Origin of the sequence: Limnohabitans sp. YIMB22184, assembly GCF_048020265.1 — a bacterium.
In the GTDB taxonomy this organism is placed as follows: Bacteria; Pseudomonadota; Gammaproteobacteria; order Burkholderiales; family Burkholderiaceae_C; genus Limnohabitans_A.
Genome location: NZ_CP171843.1, coordinates 12,722 through 34,559, shown reverse-complemented (window position 1 = coordinate 34,559; position 21,838 = coordinate 12,722). Strand labels below are relative to the sequence as shown.

The 21,838-nt window shown below is 62.8% G+C and carries 22 protein-coding genes; 9 read left to right on the top strand and 13 right to left on the bottom strand.

The features are described from left to right. The first annotated feature begins 172 nt into the window (after positions 1–172). On the top strand, positions 173–1,285 hold the full coding sequence (locus ACHEXL_RS00155) for a fatty acid desaturase (protein ID WP_416560067.1): 1,113 nt from the start codon (positions 173–175) through the stop codon (positions 1,283–1,285). Between the two features lie 98 nt (positions 1,286–1,383). On the opposite strand, the gene ACHEXL_RS00150 is transcribed toward ACHEXL_RS00155, so the two are convergent. The 6 genes from ACHEXL_RS00150 to ACHEXL_RS00125 form a co-directional block, all read right to left on the bottom strand. Further along, complete coding sequence (locus ACHEXL_RS00150; protein WP_416560066.1) at positions 1,384–2,577, bottom strand: phosphoglycerate kinase; 1,194 nt, start codon at positions 2,575–2,577, stop codon at positions 1,384–1,386. A gap of 106 nt (positions 2,578–2,683) precedes the next feature. Then, on the bottom strand, positions 2,684–3,019 hold the full coding sequence (locus tag ACHEXL_RS00145; RefSeq protein ID WP_416560065.1) for an AzlD domain-containing protein: 336 nt from the start codon (positions 3,017–3,019) through the stop codon (positions 2,684–2,686). Continuing rightward, positions 3,016–3,747, bottom strand: a complete 732-nt coding sequence (locus ACHEXL_RS00140) for an AzlC family ABC transporter permease (RefSeq protein WP_416560064.1) — start codon at positions 3,745–3,747, stop codon at positions 3,016–3,018. The genes ACHEXL_RS00145 and ACHEXL_RS00140 overlap by 4 nt, the downstream gene beginning before the upstream one ends. Beyond that, entirely contained in the window at positions 3,747–4,709 is a 963-nt protein-coding gene (fmt, locus tag ACHEXL_RS00135; RefSeq protein WP_416560063.1) for a methionyl-tRNA formyltransferase, read from the bottom strand. The genes ACHEXL_RS00140 and fmt overlap by 1 nt, the downstream gene beginning before the upstream one ends. A gap of 20 nt (positions 4,710–4,729) precedes the next feature. After that, on the bottom strand, positions 4,730–5,236 hold the full coding sequence (def, locus tag ACHEXL_RS00130; protein WP_416560062.1) for a peptide deformylase: 507 nt from the start codon (positions 5,234–5,236) through the stop codon (positions 4,730–4,732). Between the two features lie 93 nt (positions 5,237–5,329). Next, complete coding sequence (locus tag ACHEXL_RS00125) at positions 5,330–6,982, bottom strand: phosphoethanolamine transferase (RefSeq protein ID WP_416560061.1); 1,653 nt, start codon at positions 6,980–6,982, stop codon at positions 5,330–5,332. A gap of 171 nt (positions 6,983–7,153) precedes the next feature. Between ACHEXL_RS00125 and ACHEXL_RS00120 the strand changes: the two genes are divergently transcribed. After that, on the top strand, positions 7,154–7,885 hold the full coding sequence (locus ACHEXL_RS00120; protein ID WP_416560060.1) for a phosphatase PAP2 family protein: 732 nt from the start codon (positions 7,154–7,156) through the stop codon (positions 7,883–7,885). An 81-nt stretch (positions 7,886–7,966) separates the two neighbouring features. Next, a complete protein-coding gene (gene dprA / locus ACHEXL_RS00115) occupies positions 7,967–9,133 on the top strand; it encodes a DNA-processing protein DprA (RefSeq protein ID WP_416560059.1) in 1,167 nt (388 codons plus the stop codon). A 47-nt stretch (positions 9,134–9,180) separates the two neighbouring features. Here the strand turns inward: dprA and secF are convergent, their stop codons facing one another. From secF to yajC, 3 genes are all read right to left on the bottom strand, one after another. Continuing rightward, positions 9,181–10,131 (bottom strand): protein translocase subunit SecF, encoded by a 951-nt coding sequence (gene secF, locus ACHEXL_RS00110; protein WP_416560058.1) that lies wholly within the window; start codon positions 10,129–10,131, stop codon positions 9,181–9,183. 12 nt (positions 10,132–10,143) lie between these two features. Beyond that, positions 10,144–12,024, bottom strand: a complete 1,881-nt coding sequence (gene secD, locus ACHEXL_RS00105) for a protein translocase subunit SecD (RefSeq protein ID WP_291927090.1) — start codon at positions 12,022–12,024, stop codon at positions 10,144–10,146. 70 nt (positions 12,025–12,094) lie between these two features. Then, positions 12,095–12,427 (bottom strand): preprotein translocase subunit YajC, encoded by a 333-nt coding sequence (yajC, locus tag ACHEXL_RS00100; protein ID WP_108331682.1) that lies wholly within the window; start codon positions 12,425–12,427, stop codon positions 12,095–12,097. A gap of 191 nt (positions 12,428–12,618) precedes the next feature. On the opposite strand from yajC, the gene nthA reads away from it, so the two are divergent. Genes nthA through ACHEXL_RS00080 form a run of 4 tightly spaced genes read left to right on the top strand, consistent with a single transcriptional unit; the run spans position 12,619 to position 15,212 of the window. Then, positions 12,619–13,266 carry a nitrile hydratase subunit alpha gene (gene nthA, locus ACHEXL_RS00095; RefSeq protein WP_416560057.1) on the top strand — a complete coding sequence of 216 codons (648 nt, stop codon included), beginning with the start codon at positions 12,619–12,621 and terminating at the stop codon, positions 13,264–13,266. Further along, positions 13,263–13,940 carry a nitrile hydratase subunit beta gene (gene nthB, locus ACHEXL_RS00090; RefSeq protein ID WP_416560056.1) on the top strand — a complete coding sequence of 226 codons (678 nt, stop codon included), beginning with the start codon at positions 13,263–13,265 and terminating at the stop codon, positions 13,938–13,940. Before nthA ends, nthB begins: the two co-directional genes overlap by 4 nt. A gap of 10 nt (positions 13,941–13,950) precedes the next feature. Continuing rightward, on the top strand, positions 13,951–14,343 hold the full coding sequence (locus ACHEXL_RS00085) for a nitrile hydratase accessory protein (protein ID WP_416560055.1): 393 nt from the start codon (positions 13,951–13,953) through the stop codon (positions 14,341–14,343). 17 nt (positions 14,344–14,360) lie between these two features. Next, positions 14,361–15,212 carry an EamA family transporter gene (locus tag ACHEXL_RS00080; protein ID WP_416561363.1) on the top strand — a complete coding sequence of 284 codons (852 nt, stop codon included), beginning with the start codon at positions 14,361–14,363 and terminating at the stop codon, positions 15,210–15,212. A gap of 10 nt (positions 15,213–15,222) precedes the next feature. Here ACHEXL_RS00080 and ACHEXL_RS00075 read toward each other — a convergent pair whose 3' ends face one another. From ACHEXL_RS00075 to phaP, 3 genes are all read right to left on the bottom strand, one after another. Then, positions 15,223–16,320 carry a hypothetical protein gene (locus ACHEXL_RS00075; protein ID WP_416560054.1) on the bottom strand — a complete coding sequence of 366 codons (1,098 nt, stop codon included), beginning with the start codon at positions 16,318–16,320 and terminating at the stop codon, positions 15,223–15,225. Between the two features lie 43 nt (positions 16,321–16,363). Next, positions 16,364–17,152 (bottom strand): enoyl-CoA hydratase/isomerase family protein, encoded by a 789-nt coding sequence (locus tag ACHEXL_RS00070; protein WP_416560053.1) that lies wholly within the window; start codon positions 17,150–17,152, stop codon positions 16,364–16,366. Positions 17,153–17,237: 85 nt separating this feature from the next. Continuing rightward, positions 17,238–17,795 (bottom strand): TIGR01841 family phasin, encoded by a 558-nt coding sequence (phaP, locus tag ACHEXL_RS00065; RefSeq protein ID WP_416560052.1) that lies wholly within the window; start codon positions 17,793–17,795, stop codon positions 17,238–17,240. Between the two features lie 236 nt (positions 17,796–18,031). Between phaP and ACHEXL_RS00060 the strand changes: the two genes are divergently transcribed. Then, on the top strand, positions 18,032–18,631 hold the full coding sequence (locus tag ACHEXL_RS00060; protein WP_416560051.1) for a hypothetical protein: 600 nt from the start codon (positions 18,032–18,034) through the stop codon (positions 18,629–18,631). On the opposite strand, the gene mdeB is transcribed toward ACHEXL_RS00060, so the two are convergent. After that, the gene (mdeB, locus tag ACHEXL_RS00055) at positions 18,622–21,264 is read right to left on the bottom strand and encodes an alpha-ketoglutarate dehydrogenase (RefSeq protein ID WP_416560050.1); all 2,643 of its coding nucleotides are present in this window, start codon (positions 21,262–21,264) and stop codon (positions 18,622–18,624) included. The two genes, ACHEXL_RS00060 and mdeB, sit on opposite strands and share 10 nt — an antisense overlap. A gap of 102 nt (positions 21,265–21,366) precedes the next feature. Here mdeB and ACHEXL_RS00050 point away from each other — a divergent pair, with 102 nt between their 5' ends. Next, the gene (locus tag ACHEXL_RS00050) at positions 21,367–21,834 is read left to right on the top strand and encodes an Lrp/AsnC family transcriptional regulator (protein WP_108330006.1); all 468 of its coding nucleotides are present in this window, start codon (positions 21,367–21,369) and stop codon (positions 21,832–21,834) included. Positions 21,835–21,838 lie beyond the last annotated feature (4 nt).

Sequence of the window (21,838 nt, the reverse complement as noted above, 5' to 3'; positions counted from 1 at the left end):
GGTTCTTTCCAATGGGCACCACGAGAGGGGAAACCCGCGAAGTCAAGTTGCGACTGGACAAGCCAAGGCATACACCGATTTCTCCTTGTGATGCCCCTGAATTGATCCTTGTCAGCCCATGGAAACGTTCAGGCGACTAAACTTCTGCCTGAGCGATTTAATTTGAAGCGTCATGACCGCACTACACACACCGACCACGGCCCCCATCTCACCGGACCAGCCTCTGCCGCACCGCAAGACCTTGCGCGAGTGGCTGATTCCCCTGTCCGAGCGCAGCACTCTGCGAGCCTTTGTGCTCTTGATCCTGGACTACACCCTCTTCTTTGCCCTGATTGCGGGCACCATCGCCCTCGAATCCGTGTGGCTCAAAGTGCTGTGCGCCCTGGCCGCCGGTTTTGTGATCGGTCGCTTGTTCATCATCGGGCATGACGCCTGCCATCAAAGCCTGACGCCCCATCGCGAGCTGAACAAGGTGCTGGGCCGCATCGCATTTTTGCCCTCACTTACCCCCTACAGCCTCTGGGACACCGGCCACAACGTGGTGCACCACGGCTACACCAACCTCAAAGGCGTCGACTTCGTCTGGACCCCACTGACGGCTGCCGAATTTGAGGCGCTGAGTCCCATGCAAAAGCTGCTCGAGCGTGCCTACCGCAGCGGCTGGGCCCCCGGCCTGTATTACATGATCGAGATTTGGTGGAAGCGCGAGTTCTTCCCCAACAAGACCCACATGCCTACCCGCCGTCCGATCTTTTTCAAGGACAGCCTGCTGGTGAGCCTGTTCGCTGCTTTCTGGATCGCCACGGTCGCCGCAGCCGCGGTGTACACCGGCCAGTCGGTCTGGCTGTCGCTGCTGCTGGGTTTTGTGGTGCCCTTCTTCTTCTGGAACAGCATGATCGGGTTCGTGGTGTATGTGCACCACACCCACGTCAAGGTGTCTTGGCACGACAACAAGGCCGCCTGGACCAAGGCAGCGCCATTCGTCTCCACCACCGTGCACCTGACCTTCCCCTTCAACATCGGCGCCATGATGCACCACATCATGGAGCACACCGCCCACCACGTGGACATGAGCATCCCGCTGTACCGCCTGAAGCAAGCGCAGGCCAAGCTCGAAGAAATGCTGCCCGGCCGCATCATCGTCCAGCCCTTTTCCTGGAAGTGGTACTTTGAAACCGCCAAAAACTGCAAGCTGTACGACTTCAGCCGTGAATGCTGGACCGACTTCAAGGGCACAATGACCAGCCCGGTGCGCGGCAACCTGCCGCCTGCTGCTCAAGCCTGACCAAGGTACATAGCCCCCAATAAAAAACCCCGCAATGCGGGGTTTTTTATTGGGTCTGGGCACATCCCAGGTCAGCGGTCAAAGACCACGGCGCTGCTTCAACCAGCTGCGCGCTTGGCCAAAATCTCAAAGGCGGGCAAGGTCTTGCCCTCCAGGATTTCCAGGAACGCGCCACCGCCTGTGGAGATGTAACCCACCTGTTGTTCGATGCCGTATTTGGCAATCGCGGCCAGGGTATCGCCGCCCCCTGCAATACTGAAGGCGCTGGACTCGGCAATCGCCTGAGCAATCACTTGGGTGCCATGGGCAAACTGGTCGAACTCGAACACGCCCACCGGACCATTCCAAACGATGGTGCCCGCCGCCTTGAGCTGGGCCGCCAGTTTGGCGGCGGTCTCCGGCCCAATGTCCAGGATCATGTCGTCATCGGCCACATCGGTGGCTTTTTTCACCGTCGCTACCGCATCGGCCGCAAAGGTTTTCGCGGTCACCACGTCGGTCGGGATCGGCACTTCAGCGCCTCGCGCCTTCATGGCCTCGATCACGGCTTGGGCTTCGCCCACCAAGTCGGCTTCGGCCAAGCTCTTGCCGATCTTCAAACCCGCCGCCAGCATGAAGGTGTTGGCGATGCCACCACCCACGATCAACTGGTCCACGTTTTGCGACAGGCTTTTGAGAATGGTCAGTTTGGTAGACACCTTGGAGCCCGCCACGATGGCCGCCAGCGGCCGCTTCGGGTTGGCCAGGGCCTTGCCAATCGCATCGATCTCAGCCGCCAACAAGGGGCCAGCGCAGGCGATGGGCGCGAATTGGGCAATGCCGTAAGTCGTGCCTTCGGCGCGGTGGGCGGTGCCAAAGGCGTCGTTCACGTAGATGTCGCACAGCTGGGCCATCTTGCGGGCCAGCTCTTCGTTGTTCTTTTTCTCGCCTTTGTTGACGCGGCAGTTTTCGAGCAGCACCACTTGGCCGGGGGCGACGCTCACGCCGTCCACCCAGTTGGCGACCAGCGGAACATCACGACCGAGCAACTCGCCCAAGCGCTTGGCCACCGGGGCCAGCGAGTCTTCGGGCTTGAACTCGCCCTCGGTGGGGCGGCCAAGGTGGCTGGTCACCATCACGGCCGCTCCGGCGTCCAGCGCCATCTGGATGCAGGGCACGCTGGCGCGGATGCGGGTGTCTTCGGTGATGCTGCCGTCATCGGCTTGCGGCACATTCAGGTCGGCGCGGATGAAAACACGTTGGCCGGCAGCCTTGCCGCTGGCGCACAGATCAGAAAAACGGATGACGTTCATGGAAAGACTTGTCCTGTATCGGGAAATTGGACTCGATTTTAAAAGCAGTGGCCGGGCACCGATTCGCGAGCAGGGGCTCGCGCCCACGGGACAGGGCCAACCCTGCCTACCAGCCCAGCCCCAGATGCAAAGGCAAATACACCGCCATGCCACCCAAAATGGTGATCAGCACATCGCGCCGCCAGAAGTAAGCCGCCACGCCGGCCACTGCGGCATACAGGCGCGCGTCTTGCCAGGTGCTGACCAACTCGCCCTGCACGGTGATGATTTCTGGAATGACCACCGCCGACAGGGCTGCGATCGGCGCGTATTGCAAGCCGCGCTGCGCCCAATGGGGCAAGTGCCAGGACTTGCTGGAGATGAAAAAGAAACTGCGCGCCACCACCGTCACGACCGCCAAGCCCACGATCACCGCCAAAGACCACAGATCGGTGCCGTTCATGCAGTCACCTTGCTTGCGGGTCGGAACTTCTCGACCGTGAGGCACAAGATCACCGCCACAGCAATCGCCACCACGATGTTGAGTTTGAGCGGCAAGTGATAAGCCACCACAGCAGCCACCCCTGCAACGGCGGCCGAGAGCATGCGCATGCGCGAACTGGCCAGCGAGCACTGGATGCCCAGCAGGCACAAGATGCCCGCAAAGCCCAAGCCCCATTCCGGCGGGATCAGGTTGGCCAGACCCACGCCCAGCAAGCTGGCCACGATCCAGCTGCACCAGTTGAGGAAATAGTTGCCTGCCAGATAGGCCTCTTGCCCCGTGCGCTCGTCGTCGGTGTTGGCAGGGTGAGGGTAGTGCCGGGTGAACAGCACATAGGTGATGTCGGCGGTGAAATAGCCGTGGCACATGCGCTGCCAGCGCGGCAGGTGCATCAGATAGGGCCTCAAGTGCAGGCTGAACACCACAAAGCGCAGATTCACGCAAAAGCCGGTCGCCAAAATCACCCAGGCCGGAGCCCCGGCCACCAAAAGCGGAATGGCCGCCAGTTGAGAGCTGCCCGCGAACACCAGCATGGTCATGGCCACGGCCTCGAACACGCTCATGCCCGACTTGACCATGGCGACCCCGGTCATCAAGCCCCATGCCGCGACGCCGGGCGCTTGCGGCGCCAGGTCGCGCAGGCCTTGCCAGAACTCGGTGCGGCGGTAGAGCGTGGACCGGAAAAACATCAGGCCACCAAACGCTGACCCGGCTGCAAGGGGCAACCGCGCAAAAAGTCGGCCGCGCTCAGGCGTTTGCCACCCGGGCGCTGCAGTTGCGTCAGGCACAGCTGGCCTTCGCCGCAGGCCACACGCACGCCCGACGCATCGGCGCTGAGCACGGTCCCCGGCTGGGCCGTCTTTGGGGCCGCCTCGGCCGCGGCTTGCCAGAGCTTGAGGGTTTCCACGCCCGAGGCGGTGGCCAGCGGCACGGTCATGCCCGGAAACGGGTCAAACGCCCGGATGCGCCGCGCCAACACTTCGGCGCTCAAGGCCCAGTCGAGTGCAGCTTCGGCTTTGTCGATCTTGTGCGCGTAGTTCACGCCTTCCAGGGGCTGAGGCTGGCGAGGCAGACTGCTCAAGCTGGCCAGTGCCTGCACGATGGCCTGTCCGCCCAAAGCGGCCAAGCGGTCGTGCAGCACGGCGGTGGTGTCATCAGGCGCGATGGCGCACGGCAAGACCAGCAGCATGTCGCCGGTGTCCAAGCCCGCATCCATCTGCATGATGGTGATGCCGGTTTGCGTGTCACCCGCCTCGATGGCGCGGTGGATCGGGGCCGCACCGCGCCAGCGCGGCAGCAAAGATGCGTGGATGTTCAGGCAACCTTTGGGGGGCAAGTCCAGCACCCATTGGGGCAGGATCAGACCGTAAGCCGCCACGATCATGGCGTCGGCCTTGGCGTCCAGCAGGGTCTGGCGGGCTGCGGCGGCGTCTTCGGGGTATTTGCCGTCCAGGCGCAGGCTGCGCGGTTGGGCGACGGGCACATGGTGGTCCAAAGCCCATTGCTTGACGGGCGAAGGCTGCAGTTTCATGCCGCGCCCAGCTGGGCGGTCGGGCTGGGTCAACACCAGCACGATCTCATGGCCTGCGGCGTGCAGGGCGGCCAGGGCCACCTGGGCAAATTCGGGCGTGCCCGCAAAAATCAAACGCATGAACGGTTCTTCAAAAAGAATCAGCGCCCGGCTTTTTGGGCTTTGACCATTTTGGTCTTGATGCGGCCTTGCTTGAGCGGCGAGAGGTACTCCACGAACACCTTGCCCATGAGGTGGTCGAGTTCGTGCTGGATGCAAATGGCCAGCATGCCCTCGGCCTCGATGGTGCGGCTTTGGCCATCGCGGTCCAAGGCGGTCACTTTGACTTTGGTAGCGCGTTCCACGCCGTCGTAAATGCCGGGCACCGACAGGCAACCCTCTTCGCCTTTGACGCGCTCCTCGTTCATCCAGGTGATCTCGGGGTTGACCAGCACCATGGGCTGGTTGCGCTCCTCAGACGTGTCGATCACCACCAAACGCTCGTGCACATCGATCTGTGTAGCGGCCAGGCCAATGCCGCCCGCTTCGTACATGGTCTCCAGCATGTCATCGATCAGGGCGTGCACACGGGCGTCCACCGCCTGCACGGGCTTGGCCACCTTGTGCAGGCGAGGGTCGGGGTAGCAAAGGATGGGGAGCAGGGCCATGGCATCAACACGGAAAGGAAATCAGGGGGTCTATTGTCCCCAATTTCAGATGCGCCTGCCAAAGGCGGGGCGCATCTTGGTTGGCAGTGGTTTTCAGCGCCCCGCCGAACAAGCCGCAAACAGGTCCAACTCGGGTTTGGCCAAACGGGTGCTGACCTGGCTCAAGCCCAGCATCGAGTGGAACAGGTGGTCGTGCGACAAGGCCTTGGCGCTCTGCGCTTGCAGGCAATCCATGCGCCAATTGCGCTCACGCTGCAGCGGTTTGGACAGCCACACCAACATCGGCACATGGAGCTGTTCTTTGGGTGCCAGGCTGTAAGGCATGCCATGCAAGTACAGGCCTTTTTCACCCAAGGACTCGCCGTGGTCCGACACATAGATCAGCGCAGTGGGGCGCGACTGGGCTTGCAGCCAATTCACCGTTTTGGCAATGAAATGGTCGGTATACAGGATCGAGTTGTCGTAGGCGTTGACGATGTGCTCAGGTGGGCAATTTTGCAGCGCATGGCTGTTGCACTCGGGCTGGAAGGGCTTCATGGCCGCAGGCGAACGCTTGTAATAAGCCGGTCCGTGGCTGCCCATCTGGTGCATCACCACCACGGTGCCTTTGGCCCGTTTGGCCGGGTCCAAGGCCGCCAGCTGCTGGGGCAGCTCGTGGAGCATCACCTCGTCCAGGCATTCGCCGCTGGTGCAAAACTCAGGCACCTTGAGTGCCGTGGTCGCCACGTTCGGCACCCGATCGCACACGCCTTTGCAGCCCGACTGGTTGTCTAGCCACAACACCGCCAAACCGGCACGCTGCAGCACGTCGAGCACGCTTTCAGAACGCGCTTTGCTGTCTTCATAAGCCGCTTTGCCCAAATGGGAAAACATGCACGGCACCGACGCCTGGGTGCTGGTGCCGCAGGATTTCACGTCCGAAAAATAGACCAAGTCGCCTTGCGCCTGAATTTGGCGCAACTGCGGGGTGGTGTCGCGGGCATAGCCACCCAAACCGAAATTGGCTGCCCGGGCCGTTTCGCCCAAAATCACCACCACCAGCGGTGCCGAGGCCTCGCTGGCCGGGGCCATGCGCAAGCTCGCGTCTTCACCGATGACCTGCAGAGGCTGAGCTGCCACGGTCGCCTGTCCCACGGCCAGTCGAGTCAGCGCGTAAACACTGTTGAACGGGTTGATCATGTAGCGCAACTGCTTGTGGTTGCGGGTGAGCGAGGCGATGTCCTGAAACGACATCCAGAACAGCCCCAGCGCCACCAAAAAAGCCAGCAAGGCCACGCCCAGCTGGCGCACCAGCAGTGGTTTGGCCGACACCGCGCGAACAGGCTGACGCCAGAGCCACACCCCGGGCAGCACCACACCGATGACCACCGCCGCCAACATGGGCCAGGACAGCAGATCGCGCACCTCACGCACATCGGTCTGCGCCACGTTGGCCAACATGCTCGAATCGATGACCACGCCATAAGTCAGCATGAAGTAACTGCTGGACGTCACCGTCAGCAGCATGGCCAGGCCCGCAAACTTGAGCCAGCGAGGCCATACCCACAAGCACAAAAACCAGACCAGCAGCGCCAGCAAGATCAGCCACAGGCTGCCCATGGTGGCCAGCGCACCCCAGCCCTGGGTTTCCGGCAATTTCCAGATGGCCATCCAGAACGGCAAATTGCCGATGGTCGCCAGCCAGAGGGCCAAAACCGCCAGCAAACTGGTGGGGTGCCAGGCGGTGCGCTCAGGAAGTGTCTTCATGAAATAAGGTGCTCAATGTGAAGTCAGTGGCCGCCATTCTAGAGTTCCACCCTGAGCCTCGGCTGAAGGCGCACGCAATGCCCTGAGGCCAGTCCGCCTCCTCACTTCAGACAGCTTTCAGCCGCATCGTGTTTAATTCAGGCCTTCTGCAAGACTCCCCGCCACTGCCGCATGTCCCCCACACCTTCCACGCCCGCCATGCGTGCACGCACACCCTTACGCCAGTTGTGGCTCTTGACTGCACTGAGCCTGCTTTGCCTGCTGGCGTGGGACTTTTCGGGGCTGGACATGCGCGTGATGCAAACCATCGCCGACCACCGGGGCTTTGGTCTGCGCAGCAACTGGTGGATGGAAAAGGTGTTGCACGACTGGGCCCGTCAGGTGGCTGTTGTGATTTACCTGGGCATGCTGGTCATGATCTGGCTGCCCTTCGGCCGCTTCCGGGCGTTGCGCCGAATGCAACGGGTGGAAATTTTTATCGGCATCACGCTGGGCCTGGTGCTCATCAACCTCGTCAAGCGCTACAGCCTGACCAGCTGCCCTTGGGATTTGGCCGACTTTGGCGGTGTGGCGCGCTACGTGTCGCATTGGCAATGGGGGCTGGGCGATGGCGGCGGCGGCAAATGCTTCCCAGGCGGGCACGCCTCTGCGGCCATGGCCTTTCTGGCCTTGTGCCTGCCTTGGTTGTCCTCTGGCATAGAGGCTCAACGCCGCCAGGGTCTGCGCATGCTGATCGGCATTTTCGTGCTGGGTGTGGTGCTGGGTGGCGTGCAAACCTTGCGGGGTGCCCACTACCCCAGCCACACCCTGTGGACTGGCCTGATGTGCTGGGGTATCGCCTTGGTCAACCACATGGCGTTCGCCTGGCTGGCGCGAAAGAAAGACAGGCCAGCGCACCGATAAGGGTCCGCGCCATTTGCGGATGCCCGGGGTTTGACCCACAATGCCTCCACAGACAGCCTGCAGGCTGCACAGGGAGACAAAATGGTGAAAAACCCACAAGAGCTCGGCTCATGGTTGCGGCTGGTGCTCACGCCGGGTGTTGGGGCCGAAATAGCCCGACGTTTGCTGGCGGCATTCGGGCAACCCGAGGCCATCTTCGCCCAAACCGAATCCGCCTTGCGCCAGATCGTCTCGGCGCAACAAGCCCAAGCGCTGGGGCAAACGCCCGATGGCTGGGCCAGCCTGAACGCCGAAACTTGGCAATGGCTGCACACCCAAAACACTGCAGGCATCACCCGAGTCGTCCTCACCCTGGGAGATGCCGACTACCCGGCCGCCTTGCTCGACATCCCCGATCCGCCGCTGATGCTGTATGCCCTGGGCCAGACAGAAATCCTGCAACAACTCCAAACCGAGCACGTCCTGGCCATGGTCGGCAGCCGCAACCCCACACCTCAAGGCGCCGCCAACGCCCGCGATTTTGCGCGGAGCCTGGCCGCCAGCGGCCTGACCATCGTGTCGGGACTGGCACTGGGCGTGGACGGCGCAGCGCACGAGGGCGCCTTGCTTGGCGCCGCTGCAGAGAGCCTGGCCACCATCGCCATCGTGGGCACAGGGCTGGACCGCGTCTACCCGCGCCAGCACCGCGAACTGGCGCACCAGATAGCCCTGCGCGGCCTGATCCTCAGCGAATACCCACTGGGCACGCCGCCGCTGGCACCCAACTTTCCGCGGCGCAACCGGCTGATTTCGGGCTTGTCACAGGCCACACTGGTGGTCGAAGCCGCCTTGCAATCAGGCTCACTCATCACCGCCAAACAAGCGCTGGAGCAAGGCCGCGACGTGATGGCCATCCCAGGCTCGATCCACTCGGCCCAGTCCAAAGGCTGCCATTTGCTGATCAAACAGGGAGCCAAACTGGTGGAGTCCGCGCAAGACGTGCTGGAAGAACTGCGCCTGCCCGACCCGATGGCGCAGCGCTCACTGGGGCTGGAGGATGCAATCAACAGCGAAGACCTGGTCGGCAACGACCTGCAAGAGGGCGCCTTGCTGCAGGCCATGGGCCATGACCCGGTAAGCCTGGACGCCCTGCAAGCGCGTTGCGGCTGGAGCACTGCACAGCTCCAAGCACAACTGCTGGAGCTTGAGCTCATGGGGCAAGTCGGGCGACTGCCGGGCGGCTTGTTTCAGCGGGTAGGGGCCGGGTAATCAGTTTCACCCCCCCATTTTGGGGGGTTAGCCAGCAAAGGGCCTGGTCAGACCACCGCGCCCGAGTTTTCGTCGCTGGGGTCGTTGTCTTTCTTGATCGGCTTGATCAGGTCTTCGCGCTGGATGCCCAGCCACATGGCGATGGCGGCGGCCACGAACACCGACGAGTAAATGCCAAAGCAGATGCCAATCGTCAGCGCCATGGCGAAGTAGTGCAAGGTCTCGCCACCGAACAGCAGCATCGACAGCACCATGATCTGGGTCGAGCCGTGGGTGATGATGGTGCGGCTGATGGTCGAGGTGATCGCGTTGTCGATGATCTCCACCGTGTTCATCTTGCGGTAGCGGCGGAAGTTCTCGCGAATCCGGTCAAAAATCACCACCGATTCGTTCACCGAGTAACCCAGCACCGCCAGCACCGCTGCCAACACCGCCAAGGAAAACTCCCACTGGAAGAAGGCGAAAAAGCCCAAGATGATGATCACGTCGTGCAAGTTGGCAATGATGGCCGAGACGGCGAACTTCCACTCGAAGCGGATCGCCAGATAAATCATGATGCCAATCACCACAAAGGCCAAAGCTTTGAGGCCGTCTTCGGCCAGCTCGTCGCCCACTTGCGGGCCCACAAACTCGGTGCGGCGCAAGGTCACATCAGAGTCGTTGGCTTTGAGGGCCGTCAACACTTTTTCGCTTTGCTGGGCCGAGCTCACGCCCTTTTGTGCGGGCAAGCGGATCATGACGTCACGTGCCGAACCGAAGTTCTGCACCTGCACCTCGGCAAAACCGAGCGTGGCCACCGTGCCGCGCACTTTTTGCAGGTCAGCGGGCTGGCTGTAGCTCACTTCCATCAAGGTGCCGCCCGTGAACTCCACCGACAGGTGCAGGCCACGGCTGAACAGGAAGAAGACCGCCAAGGCAAACGTCACGAAGGAAATCGCGTTGAAAATCAACGCGTGCTTCATGAACGGAATGTCTTTTCTGATTTTGAACAATTCCATGGTCTTTTCCCCTTAGTCGGCTTTCACCGCAGAGCCGCCTTCAGGCCGCCACACCGTGCCAATCGACACCGATTTGAGCTTCTTCTTGCCACCGTACCAAAGGTTGACCAAGCCGCGCGAGAAGAACACCGCCGAGAACATGCTCGTCAAGATGCCGATGCAGTGCACCACCGCAAAACCACGCACCGGGCCGGAGCCGAAGGCCAACAAGGCCACGCCTGCGATCAAGGTGGTGATGTTGGAGTCAAAAATCGTGGCCCAGGCGCGGTCATAGCCCGCGTGAATGGCCGCTTGCGGGCTGACGCCGTTGCGCAGCTCTTCACGCACCCGCTCGTTGATCAGCACGTTCGAGTCGATCGCCATGCCCAACGCCAGCGCCATCGCGGCCATGCCGGGCAAGGTCAAGGTGGCCTGCAGCATCGACAAGATGGCCACCAGGAACAGCAGGTTCACGCCCAGCGCGATGCCGGAGAACAGCCCGAACATGGCGTAATAAACCACCATGAAGGCCACGATCACCAGGAAACCCCAGGTCACGCTGTTGAAGCCCTTGGCGATGTTCTCGGCCCCCAGGCTCGGGCCGATGGTGCGCTCTTCAATGATCTCCATCGGCGCGGCCAGCGAGCCCGCACGCAGCAAGAGCGCCGTGTCATTGGCCTCGGCCGTGGTCATGCGGCCAGAAATCTGCACGCGACCGCCACCGATTTCGGCGCGGATCACAGGCGCTGTCACCACTTCGCCCTTGCCCTTTTCGAACAAGATGATGGCCATGCGCTTGCCCACGTTGTCGCGCGTCACATCCTTGAAGATGCGGGCGCCCTTGGCGTCCAGCGTCAGGTTGACCACGGGCTCCTGCGTCTGGCCGTCAAAGCCCGGCTGGGCGTCGGTCAGGTTGTCGCCCGTGAGCACCACTTGCTTCTTGACGATCAAGGGGCGGCCATCGCGCTCCAGATAACGCTCAGCGCCAAACGGGACAATGCCACCCGCTTGCTCTGCGGCACGCGCTTCAGTGCTCTCGTCCACCATGCGCACTTCCAACGTAGCGGTGCGGCCCAGAATATCCTTGGCCTTGGCTGTGTCCTGCACGCCGGGCAACTGCACCACGATGCGGTCCAGACCCTGCTGCTGGATCACCGGCTCGGCCACGCCCAGCTCATTGATCCGGTTGTGCAGCGTGGTGATGTTTTGTTTAAGAGCCTGCTCTTGCACTTTGCGGGCGGCTTCGGGCTTGATGCTGGCGGTCAGGCGGAACTCGCTGCCATCAGCCGCTTCCTGGTTTTGCAAATCGGCAAACTGCTCAGACAAGACACGCTTGGCCGCTTGCAGTTGCTGCGCATCGCGCAGGCGGATTTCAATGGTCTGGCCATTGCGGCTGATGCCGCCATGGCGCACGTCTTTCTCGCGCAGCAAGCTGCGCAGGTCGCCCGTGATGGACTCGACTTTTTGCGTCAACGCCGCCTGCATGTCCACTTGCAGCATGAAGTGCACGCCGCCGCGCAGGTCCAGACCCAAGTACATGGGCGAGGCGTGCAGGGCAGTCAGCCAAGCCGGGGAGCGGGAAACCAGATTCAGCGCGACCACAAATTGCGGGTCAGCCGCGTCGACAATCAGCGATTTTTGAATGGCGTCCTTGGCCTTCAGCTGCTCGTCAGTGCTCTGGAAACGGGCTCGGATCGAGGTCCCGTCCAAGGCCACGGTTTGGGGCGTGATGGCTGCGGCCTTGAGCGCGTCTTCAACCTTTTGCAGCGTCGAAGTGTCCACCTTGATGGTGGCCTTGGCCGAAGACACCTGCACAGCAGGGGCCTCGCCATAAAAGTTGGGCAGGGTGTAGACCACGCCCAGCAACATGGCGATCACGATGATCGCGTATTTCCAGACCGGGTAACGGTTCATAGTGACTCGCGTGCAGGATGAAAAACCGGGGCCGACCAAGGCCGCGCCCCATGGAGAAAACGCGTGTGAATTACTTCAGGGTGCCTTTGGGCAGCACCTGGACCACGGCGCTGCGCTGCAACTGGACTTCCACACCTGTGGCCAGCTCCACGCCAATGTAGGCGTCACCGATCTTGCTGACCTTGCCCAACAAACCACCTGCCGTGACCACTTCGTCGCCTTTGGCCAACGCGTCGATCATGGCGCGGTGCTCTTTCTGCTTTTTCATCTGGGGACGGATCATGACGAAATACAGGACCGCGAACATCAGCAGCAAAGGCAGCATGCTCATCAAGGTGGACTGCATGTCGCCCCCTGCGGCAGCGGCTGGAGCAGTTTGGGCAAAAGCGGAAGAAATGAACATGGAAACTCCAAAAAAGCAAATTCGGGTTTTATCGGGGCCGATCGGGCGGCCCGCGAACGAAGCCGCCATTGTATGCGGCGCTATGATGCCCACTGAAAGCCTTTTTCCCCCACGGTCAGTGCCCCAAACCCGTGCTGCTGCACCGTGCAAACCCTGAGCCGAAAGGCCCGAAACAGCCCCGAGGAGCGACCATGCACCCTGCCAGCGGACATGACCACCACCACGATCATGAACACAGCACCCTGGGCGAAATGGATGTGCGCGTGCGTGCCCTGGAAACCCTGCTGACGCAAAAAGGCTACCTCGACCCCGCCGCCGTCGACCGCATCATCGAAACCTACGAGGTGCATGTGGGCCCGCACAACGGCGCCAAAGTGGTGGCCCGCGCCTGGGCCGACCCGGCTTTTCGGGACTGGCTGCTGCAAGACGCCACCGCCGCCATCGCCTCGATGGACTACACGGGCCGCCAAGGCGAGCACATGGTGGCCGTGCCCAACACCCCCGACACCCACAACATGGTGGTCTGCACCCTGTGCAGCTGCTACCCCTGGCCCGTGCTGGGCTTGCCTCCGGTCTGGTACAAAAGCGCGGCTTACCGCTCGCGCGCCGTGATCGAGCCGCGGGCCGTGCTGGCCGACTTCGGGCTCTCGCTGCCCCCGAACAAAAACATCCGCGTCTGGGACTCCACCGCCGAAGTGCGCTACCTGGTGCTGCCCGAGCGCCCCGCAGGCACCGAGGGCTGGAGCCAGGCGCAACTGGCGCAACTGGTCACCCGCGATTCGATGATCGGCACCGGACTGCCCCTGAACCCTGAGTCGACACCCAAGGAGGCCCCATGAACGGCGTGCACGACATGGGTGGCCAACAAGGCTACGGCCCGGTTCGCATCGAAGCCAACGAGCCGCTGTTTCATGGCGAGTGGGAGCGCCGCGCATTGGGCGTGACCGTGGCCATGGGGGCCAGCGGCCTGTGGAACATCGACCTGGCCCGTTCGGCCCGCGAATCCCTGCCCCCGCTCGACTACGTGCAAGGCCCTTACTACGCCATCTGGACCAAGGCCCTGCAAAACATACTGATCGAGCGCGGCCTGATCACCGCCGAGGAACTGACCCAAGGCCAGCCCCTCACGCCCCCCGTGCCGGGCGTGCGGGTGCTCAAAGCCGCCGATGTGGACGCGGCGCTGGCCAAAGGCAGCCCGGCCGACCGGCCCAGCACGCAAGCGCCGCGCTTTGCGGTGGGCCAGCGCGTACGCGCCCTCAACCTCAACCCCCAAGGCCACACCCGGCTGCCGCGCTATGTGCGCGGCCATGTGGGCACCGTGGTGCTGCACCACGGCAGCCATGTCTTGCCCGACCGGCATGTGAGCCGGATGCTGCCGCCTTTTGACGGCACGGCCGAGCACCTTTACACCGTGGTGTTTGACGGCACCGAGCTGTGGGGCCCGCAAGCCGAAGCCGGGCACCAAGTGAGCGTGGACGCCTGGGAGTCTTATCTGGAAGCGGTGTCCACCTGAGCAACTGAATATGACCACCACCCTGAACGATCTGGCCCAAGCCTGTGGCGACGGCTTTCCCATGCCCCCCACGGCCAACAACGGCGCGGTGTTTGAAGCCCCCTGGCAGGCCCACGCTTTTGCCATGACCTTGCAGCTGCACGAAAAAGGCGTCTTCACCTGGCCGCAGTGGGCCGATGCCCTGACGTGCGAAATCCGCGCAGGCCAAATGCGCGGCGAAGCCGACGACGGCAGCCTTTATTACACCCACTGGCTCAATGCGCTGGAGCAGCTGGTGATCGAGCGCCAACTGGGCACACCCGATGAAATCCATGACTTGGAACACGCGTGGGAAGCGGCCGCCGAGCGCACCCCGCACGGCCAGCCCATCGTGCTGAACGCCGAAGAAAGAGGCTCCGTTTGAACCTGCGTTTGTGGGCCATGCTGGCCTTGATGGGCAGCCTGGTGTCGTTGGCGGTCGGCACCTCGTTTGCCAAAAGCCTGTTCCCGGCCTTGGGCGCCGAAGGCACCACCGCTTACCGGCTGGTCTTTGCCATGCTGATGCTGATGGCGGTGTTCAGACCGTGGCGTCGCCGATGGGTCTGGGCCGATGCGCTGCCCCTGGGCCTGTACGGCGTCACGCTCGGCGTGATGAACCTGCTGTTCTACAGCGCCATCAAGACCATCCCCTTTGGCGTGGCGATCGCCATCGAATTCACCGGGCCGCTGGCCGTGGCTATCTGGACCTCCAAAAAAGCCAGCGACTGGCTGTGGGTGACGCTGGCAGTGGTGGGCCTGGCTTTGTTGCTGCCGCTGCCAGGTGGCGATGCGGCCACAGCGCTGGACCCGATGGGCGTGTTCTTCGCATTCACCGCGGGCGTTTGTTGGGCGCTGTACATCGTGTTCGGTCAACGCGTGGCGCTGCGTTACGGCGGCATGGCCACGCCCATGGGCATGCTCGCTGCCGCTTTGGTGGTAGCTCCGATTGGTGTGGCGCATGCCGGCAGCGCCTTGCTCAACCCGCAGTGGCTGCTGGCCGGTTTGGCCGTGGCACTGCTGTCGAGTGCCATCCCTTATGCACTGGAAATGTTTGCGCTGAACCACCTGCCCAAAAACACCTTCAGCATCTTGCTGAGCCTGGAGCCGGCAGTGGGTGCCTTGGCAGGGTGGCTGGTGCTGGCTGAGCACTTGACCCTGTTTCAGGGGCTGGCCATTGCCATGGTGATGGCCGCTTCCATGGGCACCGCGTGGTCTGCAGGTCGAGACATTCGCGAGCAGGGACTCGCGCCCTAGGGTCCGAAGCTTATTTAGGCTTGGCTTCTTCTGCCTTGGCATCCGGCTTGGCGTCGGACTTGGCTTCTGGCTTGCCCTCGGCATCGGGGTCACGTTTGAGCTTTTCCAGCTGCTTGAGCAACCAGCTGCGTTTTTCCAGGCGCTCTTGTTCCAGGCGCTCGATTTCCTGCAGACGCCTAGCGCGTTCGGCCTCGGCCTTTTCCTTGCGCTCGCGGGCCTGGGCGGCGAGGGCCTCTTGCGCCAACTGCTCCTCGCGCAAACGCGCCTCTTCTTGTGCTTTGGCTTTCGCCTCTTCTTCGGCCTGCAATCGGGCCTGCCGGGCTTGTTCCTGCTTTTGGCGGGCCGCTTTGGCCGCAGCGGTTTCCCGCACGCCTGTGCCCCAAGGCTGCTCATCCAGCTGTCGCCGGATCGCGGCCTCAGCAGAAATCGGCACGGCCTTGCCTTTTTCAGTGACCGTGAAATAGCCCTCACAGCGTGTCTTCAAGCCGCCGGGCAAGGTGCAGGCAAAGCCTTGGGGGTTTTGATCGCCCCAGGCTTTTTTCTGGGCCACGAACTCATCACAACGGGTCAAGGCCCGCTGGATCTTCCAGTCCTCGGGGCTGCTCTCCTTGGCCGTCGTGTCAAACCACTCGTAACGCACCCGGTCCAGCTGCAAAGCGGTGCGCACGCATTGCGCCTTGGCAGGGCCCATGGCCGCGAAAGCATTGCGCCAGGCGGCTTGCAGCGCCGCATGGTCTGACACCACCACAAAGCGGGTGCTGCCCTGGGTGGGGCAGGCATTCACGGCCTCGGCGTTGCCGCGTTTGAACTTGCCGCGCCAGCTGACCACGACCGACTCGACATCCTGCGGCGTGATGTCGATGCGGGTCTCGAAGTAGGGTGCACGCACCTCCCGCTCCAGCGTCGCCTGGCCTTGGACCGAGATTTCGAGGTTACAAACCTGTTCGGCGTTTTGCACACGTGCAGCCACCACCACCGTGTTGGCCTGCTCCGCCAACAGCTGGTATTGCCCGGCCTGTGCCGAAAAAGCCAGCGCCAGCCCCCAGCAACAGCGGGAGATCAGACGGCCCGTGTTCAGGGTGAGTGCGCGGATGGAATGGGATTGCATGGCTGAAAGGAATCGACCCCAGACGGCGATTCTTGAGCCTGGCTCACTGGCCAGTGAACACGGCTGGGCGCCGTTCGGCAAAGGCCGCCCGTCCTTCGGCAAAGTCCGCGCTGCGGCTGGTCATGTGCTCGCGCTCGCGCAGGCGGTGCTCGTCCATCTGCCCGGCGGCGATTTCGTTCAGGGACTTTTTGGTTTCCTGCACGGCCATGGGCGCCAACTTCAGGACATCACCCACCAATTGCGCCAGCACAGCGTCCCACGCTGTCGAATCCACCAGCGCTTCGAACAAGCCCATCGCATCGAGCTGCTCGGCTGTGAAAGGCCGCGCTGTCAAAAAAGCCCGTTTGGCCCCCGCCACCCCGAAACGGCTGACATAACGCTGCAAACCGCTGGGGTAGTAATGCAGGCCCAGCGCCGTAGCGGGCATACGCCACTCGATGCCCTGCAGGCCGATGCGCAGGTCACACGCCAGCACCAGATCGGTCGCACCGCCGTAAACGCTGCCGTTGAGGGCGCAAATGGTGACTGGCCGCAGCCGCGCCAGCGTGTCAGGAATCTCTTCAAAGAAGGTGGCGCCGTGACCCGGTTCGTCAAAACCGCCAATGTCATACCCGGCACAAAACACCGGTTTGGGCTGACCCGCCGTGTTGGAGGTCAACACCAGCACACGCACGGCGGGATTGCGATCAATGGCATCAAAGTGCGCCAGCAAAGCCTTGAGGTCGCCGTTTTCCAGGCGGTTGCGCTGGACTGGGCGGTTCAAAGTGATGGTGGCCACGCCGCCTTCGATCTGCAAAACGGGGGCGCAGGCTTGCGTAAAGAGGGATGACATGGGTGAGGTCCAAAACAAAAAGGGTGCCTTGAGGCACCCTGATTGTAGAAAGCCGGCCGTGGCGGCCAGCTCATGCGGTCCAGGCTCAGGCCTTGGTTTTGGCCTTGCTCATGGCGGCCTTGACCGAAGCTTCGGCTTGGGCTGTGGCGGCCTTCAGGTTGGACTCGGCGGTGTCAGCGGCTTGCTTGGCCACTTTTTTCAGGGTCTCGGCAGCGGTTTGGCTGGCTTCGAAAGCAGTCTTGAACACGGCCACAGCGGCGTCGGAGCCGGCAGGCGCATTCTTCAGGCTGTTTTCGACCAGGCTTTTGATGGCTGTTTCGGATTCGGCCATTTTGCTTTCGACAGCTTTGGTGAACTCGGCGCCCGTGCTGTTGGCGATGTCAGCCAGGTGACGGCCATAAGACACCGACTTTTCGAAGGCGGGCTGCACCAAAGCGGCTTGCACGGCCATCAGGTCTTGAGGCGACTTGGCAGCCATCAGGGCTTGCATATTGGCGAAAGACTCGCCCACAGCGGCTTTGCCAGCGGCCATGTTCAGCTCGACCAGGCGCTCGAAACCGGCGAAAGCGGTTTGCGACAGGCCAGCAGCCACGTTCAGGTTGGCTTGTTGGGCGGCGGTGAATTGTTCGGTGTTGAAGTTCATGGTGTGTTCCTTGGAGGGTTTTTGTTGCAATGTAGCAATTTGAACAGCCCCCAGCGTCCAAGGCAAGGGAAAACCCGCACTTTAGAGTCCGCCCTCCAATTGGCGGCGTGTGTGCGCAAGCCCACTGAAGCCCGGACACCGCCTGTGTCATACACAGCACAAGGCCTTTGCCTGCCGGGCCCACCCAACTCACTACACTTGGCGCAACGCCGATTTGGCCGCTCTCCCTGCTTTGTATGGAATTTCTCAGTCTGTTGTTCGTCCTGGCCACGGCCATCCACTGGCTCAACACCCAAGGCCAGCGCCAACGCACCGCCTTGCTGGCCGAGCAATTGCGGCCCTACCAAATCGAAAAGCACATGGAACAGCTCACCGGCGCCTATATGCGGGCACTGGGCGAAACCGACGCCGAACGTCAGCAACAGATTTTGCAATTGCAAGCTCTGGCCGAGGAGCAACTCACCGAGGAGTTCCAAAATCTGGCCCGCGAATTTGCCAAACTGCCAGCGCCCGTGACCCGGGCTTTCAAAGTGGCGCTGCCCTACATCGACCAGCTCTCACCCAAAGCCACGTTTGACATGCGCCGCATGCTGGAAGTGCACGCCCAAGGCATTGAGCGCACCGTGCGCAACCTGCACGGCCTGGCCCCCAAAGAGCGGTCATTTCGCATGATGGGCGAGATGTTTCTGATGCAGCACAGCTGCCACTGGTTTTGCCGCTCTAAAACCATCGCCTCAGCCCGCATGGTGACCCAGCACCAGACCCGCTACGAGCAAGCGCTCGCTGCGGTCAGCCCAGAAACCCGCCAGGCTTATCTGGCCGTGATTCAGGGCTGACGAGCCAACGCCTGCAACGCCGCCTGCGCGATGCTGCCCGCGTCCACCGCAAAGAAGCGGCGCAGTGCGGCGCGGGTGTCGCTGCGGCCAAAGCCGTCGGTGCCGAGGGTGCGGTAGCGGCGGCCTTCGGGCAGGTAGGCGCGCACGCTCTCAGGCACGGCCCGCACATAGTCGCTGGCGGCCACGATGGGGCCGGCACTGGGTGCCAGCAAGCGGCTGAGATAAGGCGCATCGCCACTGGCCTCATTCGCCATGCCGTCGCGGGCCAGCTCACTCCAGCTGGTGATGCTGTACACGTCCACCCCCACGCCCTGCGCGGCCAGTTGCTCGGCGGCGCGGATGACCTCGGTGAGGATGGCCCCCGAGCCCAGCAGCGTCACGCGCTGGCCCTTCGCCGAGGCATCGCTGGGACCATTCGAGGGTCCATCAGTGGGACCATAAGCGCCAAAGTGGTAGCCCCCACGCAACACGCAGCGCTCTGCCCCCTCGGGCAAATTGGGCTGGGCGTAGTTCTCGTTCATCAGGGTCACGTAATAAAACACGTCGGCTTGCTGCTCGACCATCTCGCGCATGCCCGCGTCCAGAATCACCGCCAGCTCACCCGCGAAGGCAGGGTCGTAGGCCTTGCAGTTGGGGATGGTAGCCGCCACCAGGTGGCTGCTGCCGTCCTGGTGTTGGAGGCCCTCGCCGCCCAAGGTGGTGCGGCCCGATGTCGCACCCAGCAAAAAGCCCCGCGCCCGCTGGTCGGCTGCGGCCCAGATGGCGTCGCCCACGCGCTGGAAGCCGAACATCGAGTAATAAATGTAGAAGGGCAACATGGCCAGGCCATGCACGCTGTAGCTGGTGGCCGCGGCCGTCCAGCTGGCAATGGCACCGGCTTCGCTGATGCCTTCTTCCAGAATCTGGCCGTCGGTGGCTTCGCGGTAGCTCAACACCGAGCCGATGTCTTCGGGCGCGTAGCGCTGGCCCACGCTGCTGTAAATGCCCACCTGTTTGAACAGGTTGGCCATGCCGAAGGTGCGCGCCTCGTCGGCCACGATGGGCACGATGCGCGGGCCGAGCTGCGGGTCTTTGAGCAGGTTGCCCAGCATGCGCACAAAGGCCATGGTGGTGCTCATGTCCTTGCCGTCGGCCTGCAGCGCAAACTGTCCGTAGCTGGCGAGTGCGGGCACAGGCAAGCGGTCACACACCGTCTCGCGCCGGGGCAAGCTGCCGCCCAAGCGGGCGCGGTGCTCGCGCAGGTAGCGCATCTCAGCGCTGTCGTCGGCGGGCTTGTAAAACGCCAGGCCCTTGGCCTGCTCGTCGCTCAGCGGCAGATCAAAGCGGTTGCGGTAGTCGATCAGGTCTTGCTCGTCGAACTTCTTTTGGCTGTGCGTGGTCATCTTGCCTTGGCCCGCGCTGCCCATGCCAAAGCCTTTTTTGGTGTGCGCCAGGATCACGGTGGGCTGGCCGCGGTGCGCGGCGGCCGCCGCATACGCCGCGTGGATCTTCACGATGTCGTGGCCACCGCGCTTGAGCCGGTCGATCTGCTCGTCGGTCATGCCCTGCGCCAGCCGCGCCAGTTCTTCGTTCTGGCCAAAGAAGTTCTCGCGGTTGAAGCGCCCGTCCTTGGCGGCAAAGGTCTGCATCTGGCCGTCTACCGTGTTGGCAAAAGCGCGCAGCAAAGCGCCCGAGGTGTCACGCGCCAGCAAGCCGTCCCAGTCGCTGCCCCAAACCAGCTTGATCACGTTCCAGCCCGCACCCGCAAACAGCTTTTCCAGCTCGTCGATGATGCGGCCGTTGCCACGCACCGGGCCGTCCAGGCGCTGCAAATTGCAGTTGACCACCCACACCAGGTTGTCGAGTTTTTCGCGTGCGGCCAAGGTCAGGGCGCTCATGCTCTCGGGCTCGTCCATCTCGCCGTCGCCAAACACGCCCCACACCTTGCGGCCGCTGCAGTCCTGCAGCTGGCGGTGCGTCAGATAGCGCATGAAGCGCGCGTGGTAGATCGAGCTGATCGGCCCCAAGCCCATGGAGCCCGTGGGGAACTGCCAAAAATCGGGCATCAGCCAGGGGTGCGGGTAGCTCGACAAACCGCGTGCGCCGCTGTCCGGTGCGGTGATCTCCTGGCGGTAGTGCATCAGGTCCGCCTCGGTGAGGCGCCCTTCCAGAAAAGCGCGGGCATACACGCCGGGTGCGCTGTGCGGCTGGAAGAACACCAGGTCGCCCTTGTGCTGCTCGGTGCGGGCGTGGAAGAAATGGTGAAACCCGGTCTCGAACAAATCGGCCACGCTGGCGTAACTGGCGATGTGCCCGCCCAGCTCGCCATAGGCCTGGTTGGCGCGCACCACCATGGCCAGCGCGTTCCAGCGCATGATGGCCACCAGCCGCTCTTCGGTGGCCAAGTCGCCGGGGAAGTCGGGTTGGTCTTCCACCGCGATGGTGTTCATGTAGGGCGTGTTCAGATCGGGCTGCCAGCCCGTGCGCTGCTGGCGCGCCACAATGACCAGCTCGTCCAGAATTTGCCGGGCACGCTCAGGGCCTTGGGTGCCGATGAGGGCCAGCAAGGCCTCGCGCCACTCGGCGGTTTCTTCGGGGTCAATGTCGTGGGCCTGTGTCAGCGCGTGCAAGAGGGGTTCAAAAGGTGCGTTCATGCATGGGACTGTACCGGGCAGCGCGGCGCATGTGCTGCGTATTTGGATTACAAAAAAGCCGATTTGAAGCACAATATGCTGAAAATATGAAAGATTCAGCACATGGTTCTGGACAATGTGGATTTGAAGATACTGGACGAACTGCAGCGCGACGGCTCGCTGTCCAATGTGGCGCTGGCCAAACGCATTGGCCTGTCACCTTCGCCGTGCCTGGCACGCGTCAAGGCGCTGGAGTCGGGCGGTGTGATCCAGCGCTATGTGGCGCTGGCCAGCGCGGCGGCGCTGGGGCTGGGCCTGACGGTGTTCATCTCCATCAGCCTCAAGACCCAAAGCAAGGAAACCCTGGCCGACTTTGAAGCGCACATCGCCCGTCACGACGAAGTGATGGAGTGCTATTTGATGACCGGCGACAGCGACTACCTGCTGCGCGTGGCCGTGCGCGACATGGCGGCGCTGGAGCGCTTCATCCTGGAACAGCTCTCACCGATTCCGGGCGTGGAAAAAATCCGCTCCAGTTTTGCGCTCAAACAGGTGCGCTACAAAACGGCGCTGCCGCTGGGTTTGGGGTGAAGGT

What these genes read in the sequence shown, in the direction of transcription:
- dprA (WP_416560059.1), top strand. Translation starts at nt 7,967, where the DNA reads ATGGTGAAAAACCCACAAGAGCTCGGCTCATGGTTGCGGCTGGTGCTC.
- fmt (WP_416560063.1), bottom strand. Translation starts at nt 4,709, where the DNA reads ATGCGTTTGATTTTTGCGGGCACGCCCGAATTTGCCCAGGTGGCCCTG.
- def (WP_416560062.1), bottom strand. Translation starts at nt 5,236, where the DNA reads ATGGCCCTGCTCCCCATCCTTTGCTACCCCGACCCTCGCCTGCACAAG.
- yajC (WP_108331682.1), bottom strand. Translation starts at nt 12,427, where the DNA reads ATGTTCATTTCTTCCGCTTTTGCCCAAACTGCTCCAGCCGCTGCCGCA.
- ACHEXL_RS00120 (WP_416560060.1), top strand. Translation starts at nt 7,154, where the DNA reads ATGTCCCCCACACCTTCCACGCCCGCCATGCGTGCACGCACACCCTTA.
- ACHEXL_RS00070 (WP_416560053.1), bottom strand. Translation starts at nt 17,152, where the DNA reads ATGTCATCCCTCTTTACGCAAGCCTGCGCCCCCGTTTTGCAGATCGAA.
- ACHEXL_RS00050 (WP_108330006.1), top strand. Translation starts at nt 21,367, where the DNA reads ATGGTTCTGGACAATGTGGATTTGAAGATACTGGACGAACTGCAGCGC.
- nthB (WP_416560056.1), top strand. Translation starts at nt 13,263, where the DNA reads ATGAACGGCGTGCACGACATGGGTGGCCAACAAGGCTACGGCCCGGTT.
- ACHEXL_RS00075 (WP_416560054.1), bottom strand. Translation starts at nt 16,320, where the DNA reads ATGCAATCCCATTCCATCCGCGCACTCACCCTGAACACGGGCCGTCTG.
- ACHEXL_RS00080 (WP_416561363.1), top strand. Translation starts at nt 14,361, where the DNA reads ATGCTGGCCTTGATGGGCAGCCTGGTGTCGTTGGCGGTCGGCACCTCG.
- secD (WP_291927090.1), bottom strand. Translation starts at nt 12,024, where the DNA reads ATGAACCGTTACCCGGTCTGGAAATACGCGATCATCGTGATCGCCATG.
- nthA (WP_416560057.1), top strand. Translation starts at nt 12,619, where the DNA reads ATGCACCCTGCCAGCGGACATGACCACCACCACGATCATGAACACAGC.
- ACHEXL_RS00125 (WP_416560061.1), bottom strand. Translation starts at nt 6,982, where the DNA reads ATGAAGACACTTCCTGAGCGCACCGCCTGGCACCCCACCAGTTTGCTG.
- phaP (WP_416560052.1), bottom strand. Translation starts at nt 17,795, where the DNA reads ATGAACTTCAACACCGAACAATTCACCGCCGCCCAACAAGCCAACCTG.
- secF (WP_416560058.1), bottom strand. Translation starts at nt 10,131, where the DNA reads ATGGAATTGTTCAAAATCAGAAAAGACATTCCGTTCATGAAGCACGCG.
- ACHEXL_RS00150 (WP_416560066.1), bottom strand. Translation starts at nt 2,577, where the DNA reads ATGAACGTCATCCGTTTTTCTGATCTGTGCGCCAGCGGCAAGGCTGCC.
- ACHEXL_RS00140 (WP_416560064.1), bottom strand. Translation starts at nt 3,747, where the DNA reads ATGTTTTTCCGGTCCACGCTCTACCGCCGCACCGAGTTCTGGCAAGGC.
- mdeB (WP_416560050.1), bottom strand. Translation starts at nt 21,264, where the DNA reads ATGAACGCACCTTTTGAACCCCTCTTGCACGCGCTGACACAGGCCCAC.
- ACHEXL_RS00085 (WP_416560055.1), top strand. Translation starts at nt 13,951, where the DNA reads ATGACCACCACCCTGAACGATCTGGCCCAAGCCTGTGGCGACGGCTTT.
- ACHEXL_RS00155 (WP_416560067.1), top strand. Translation starts at nt 173, where the DNA reads ATGACCGCACTACACACACCGACCACGGCCCCCATCTCACCGGACCAG.
- ACHEXL_RS00060 (WP_416560051.1), top strand. Translation starts at nt 18,032, where the DNA reads ATGGAATTTCTCAGTCTGTTGTTCGTCCTGGCCACGGCCATCCACTGG.
- ACHEXL_RS00145 (WP_416560065.1), bottom strand. Translation starts at nt 3,019, where the DNA reads ATGAACGGCACCGATCTGTGGTCTTTGGCGGTGATCGTGGGCTTGGCG.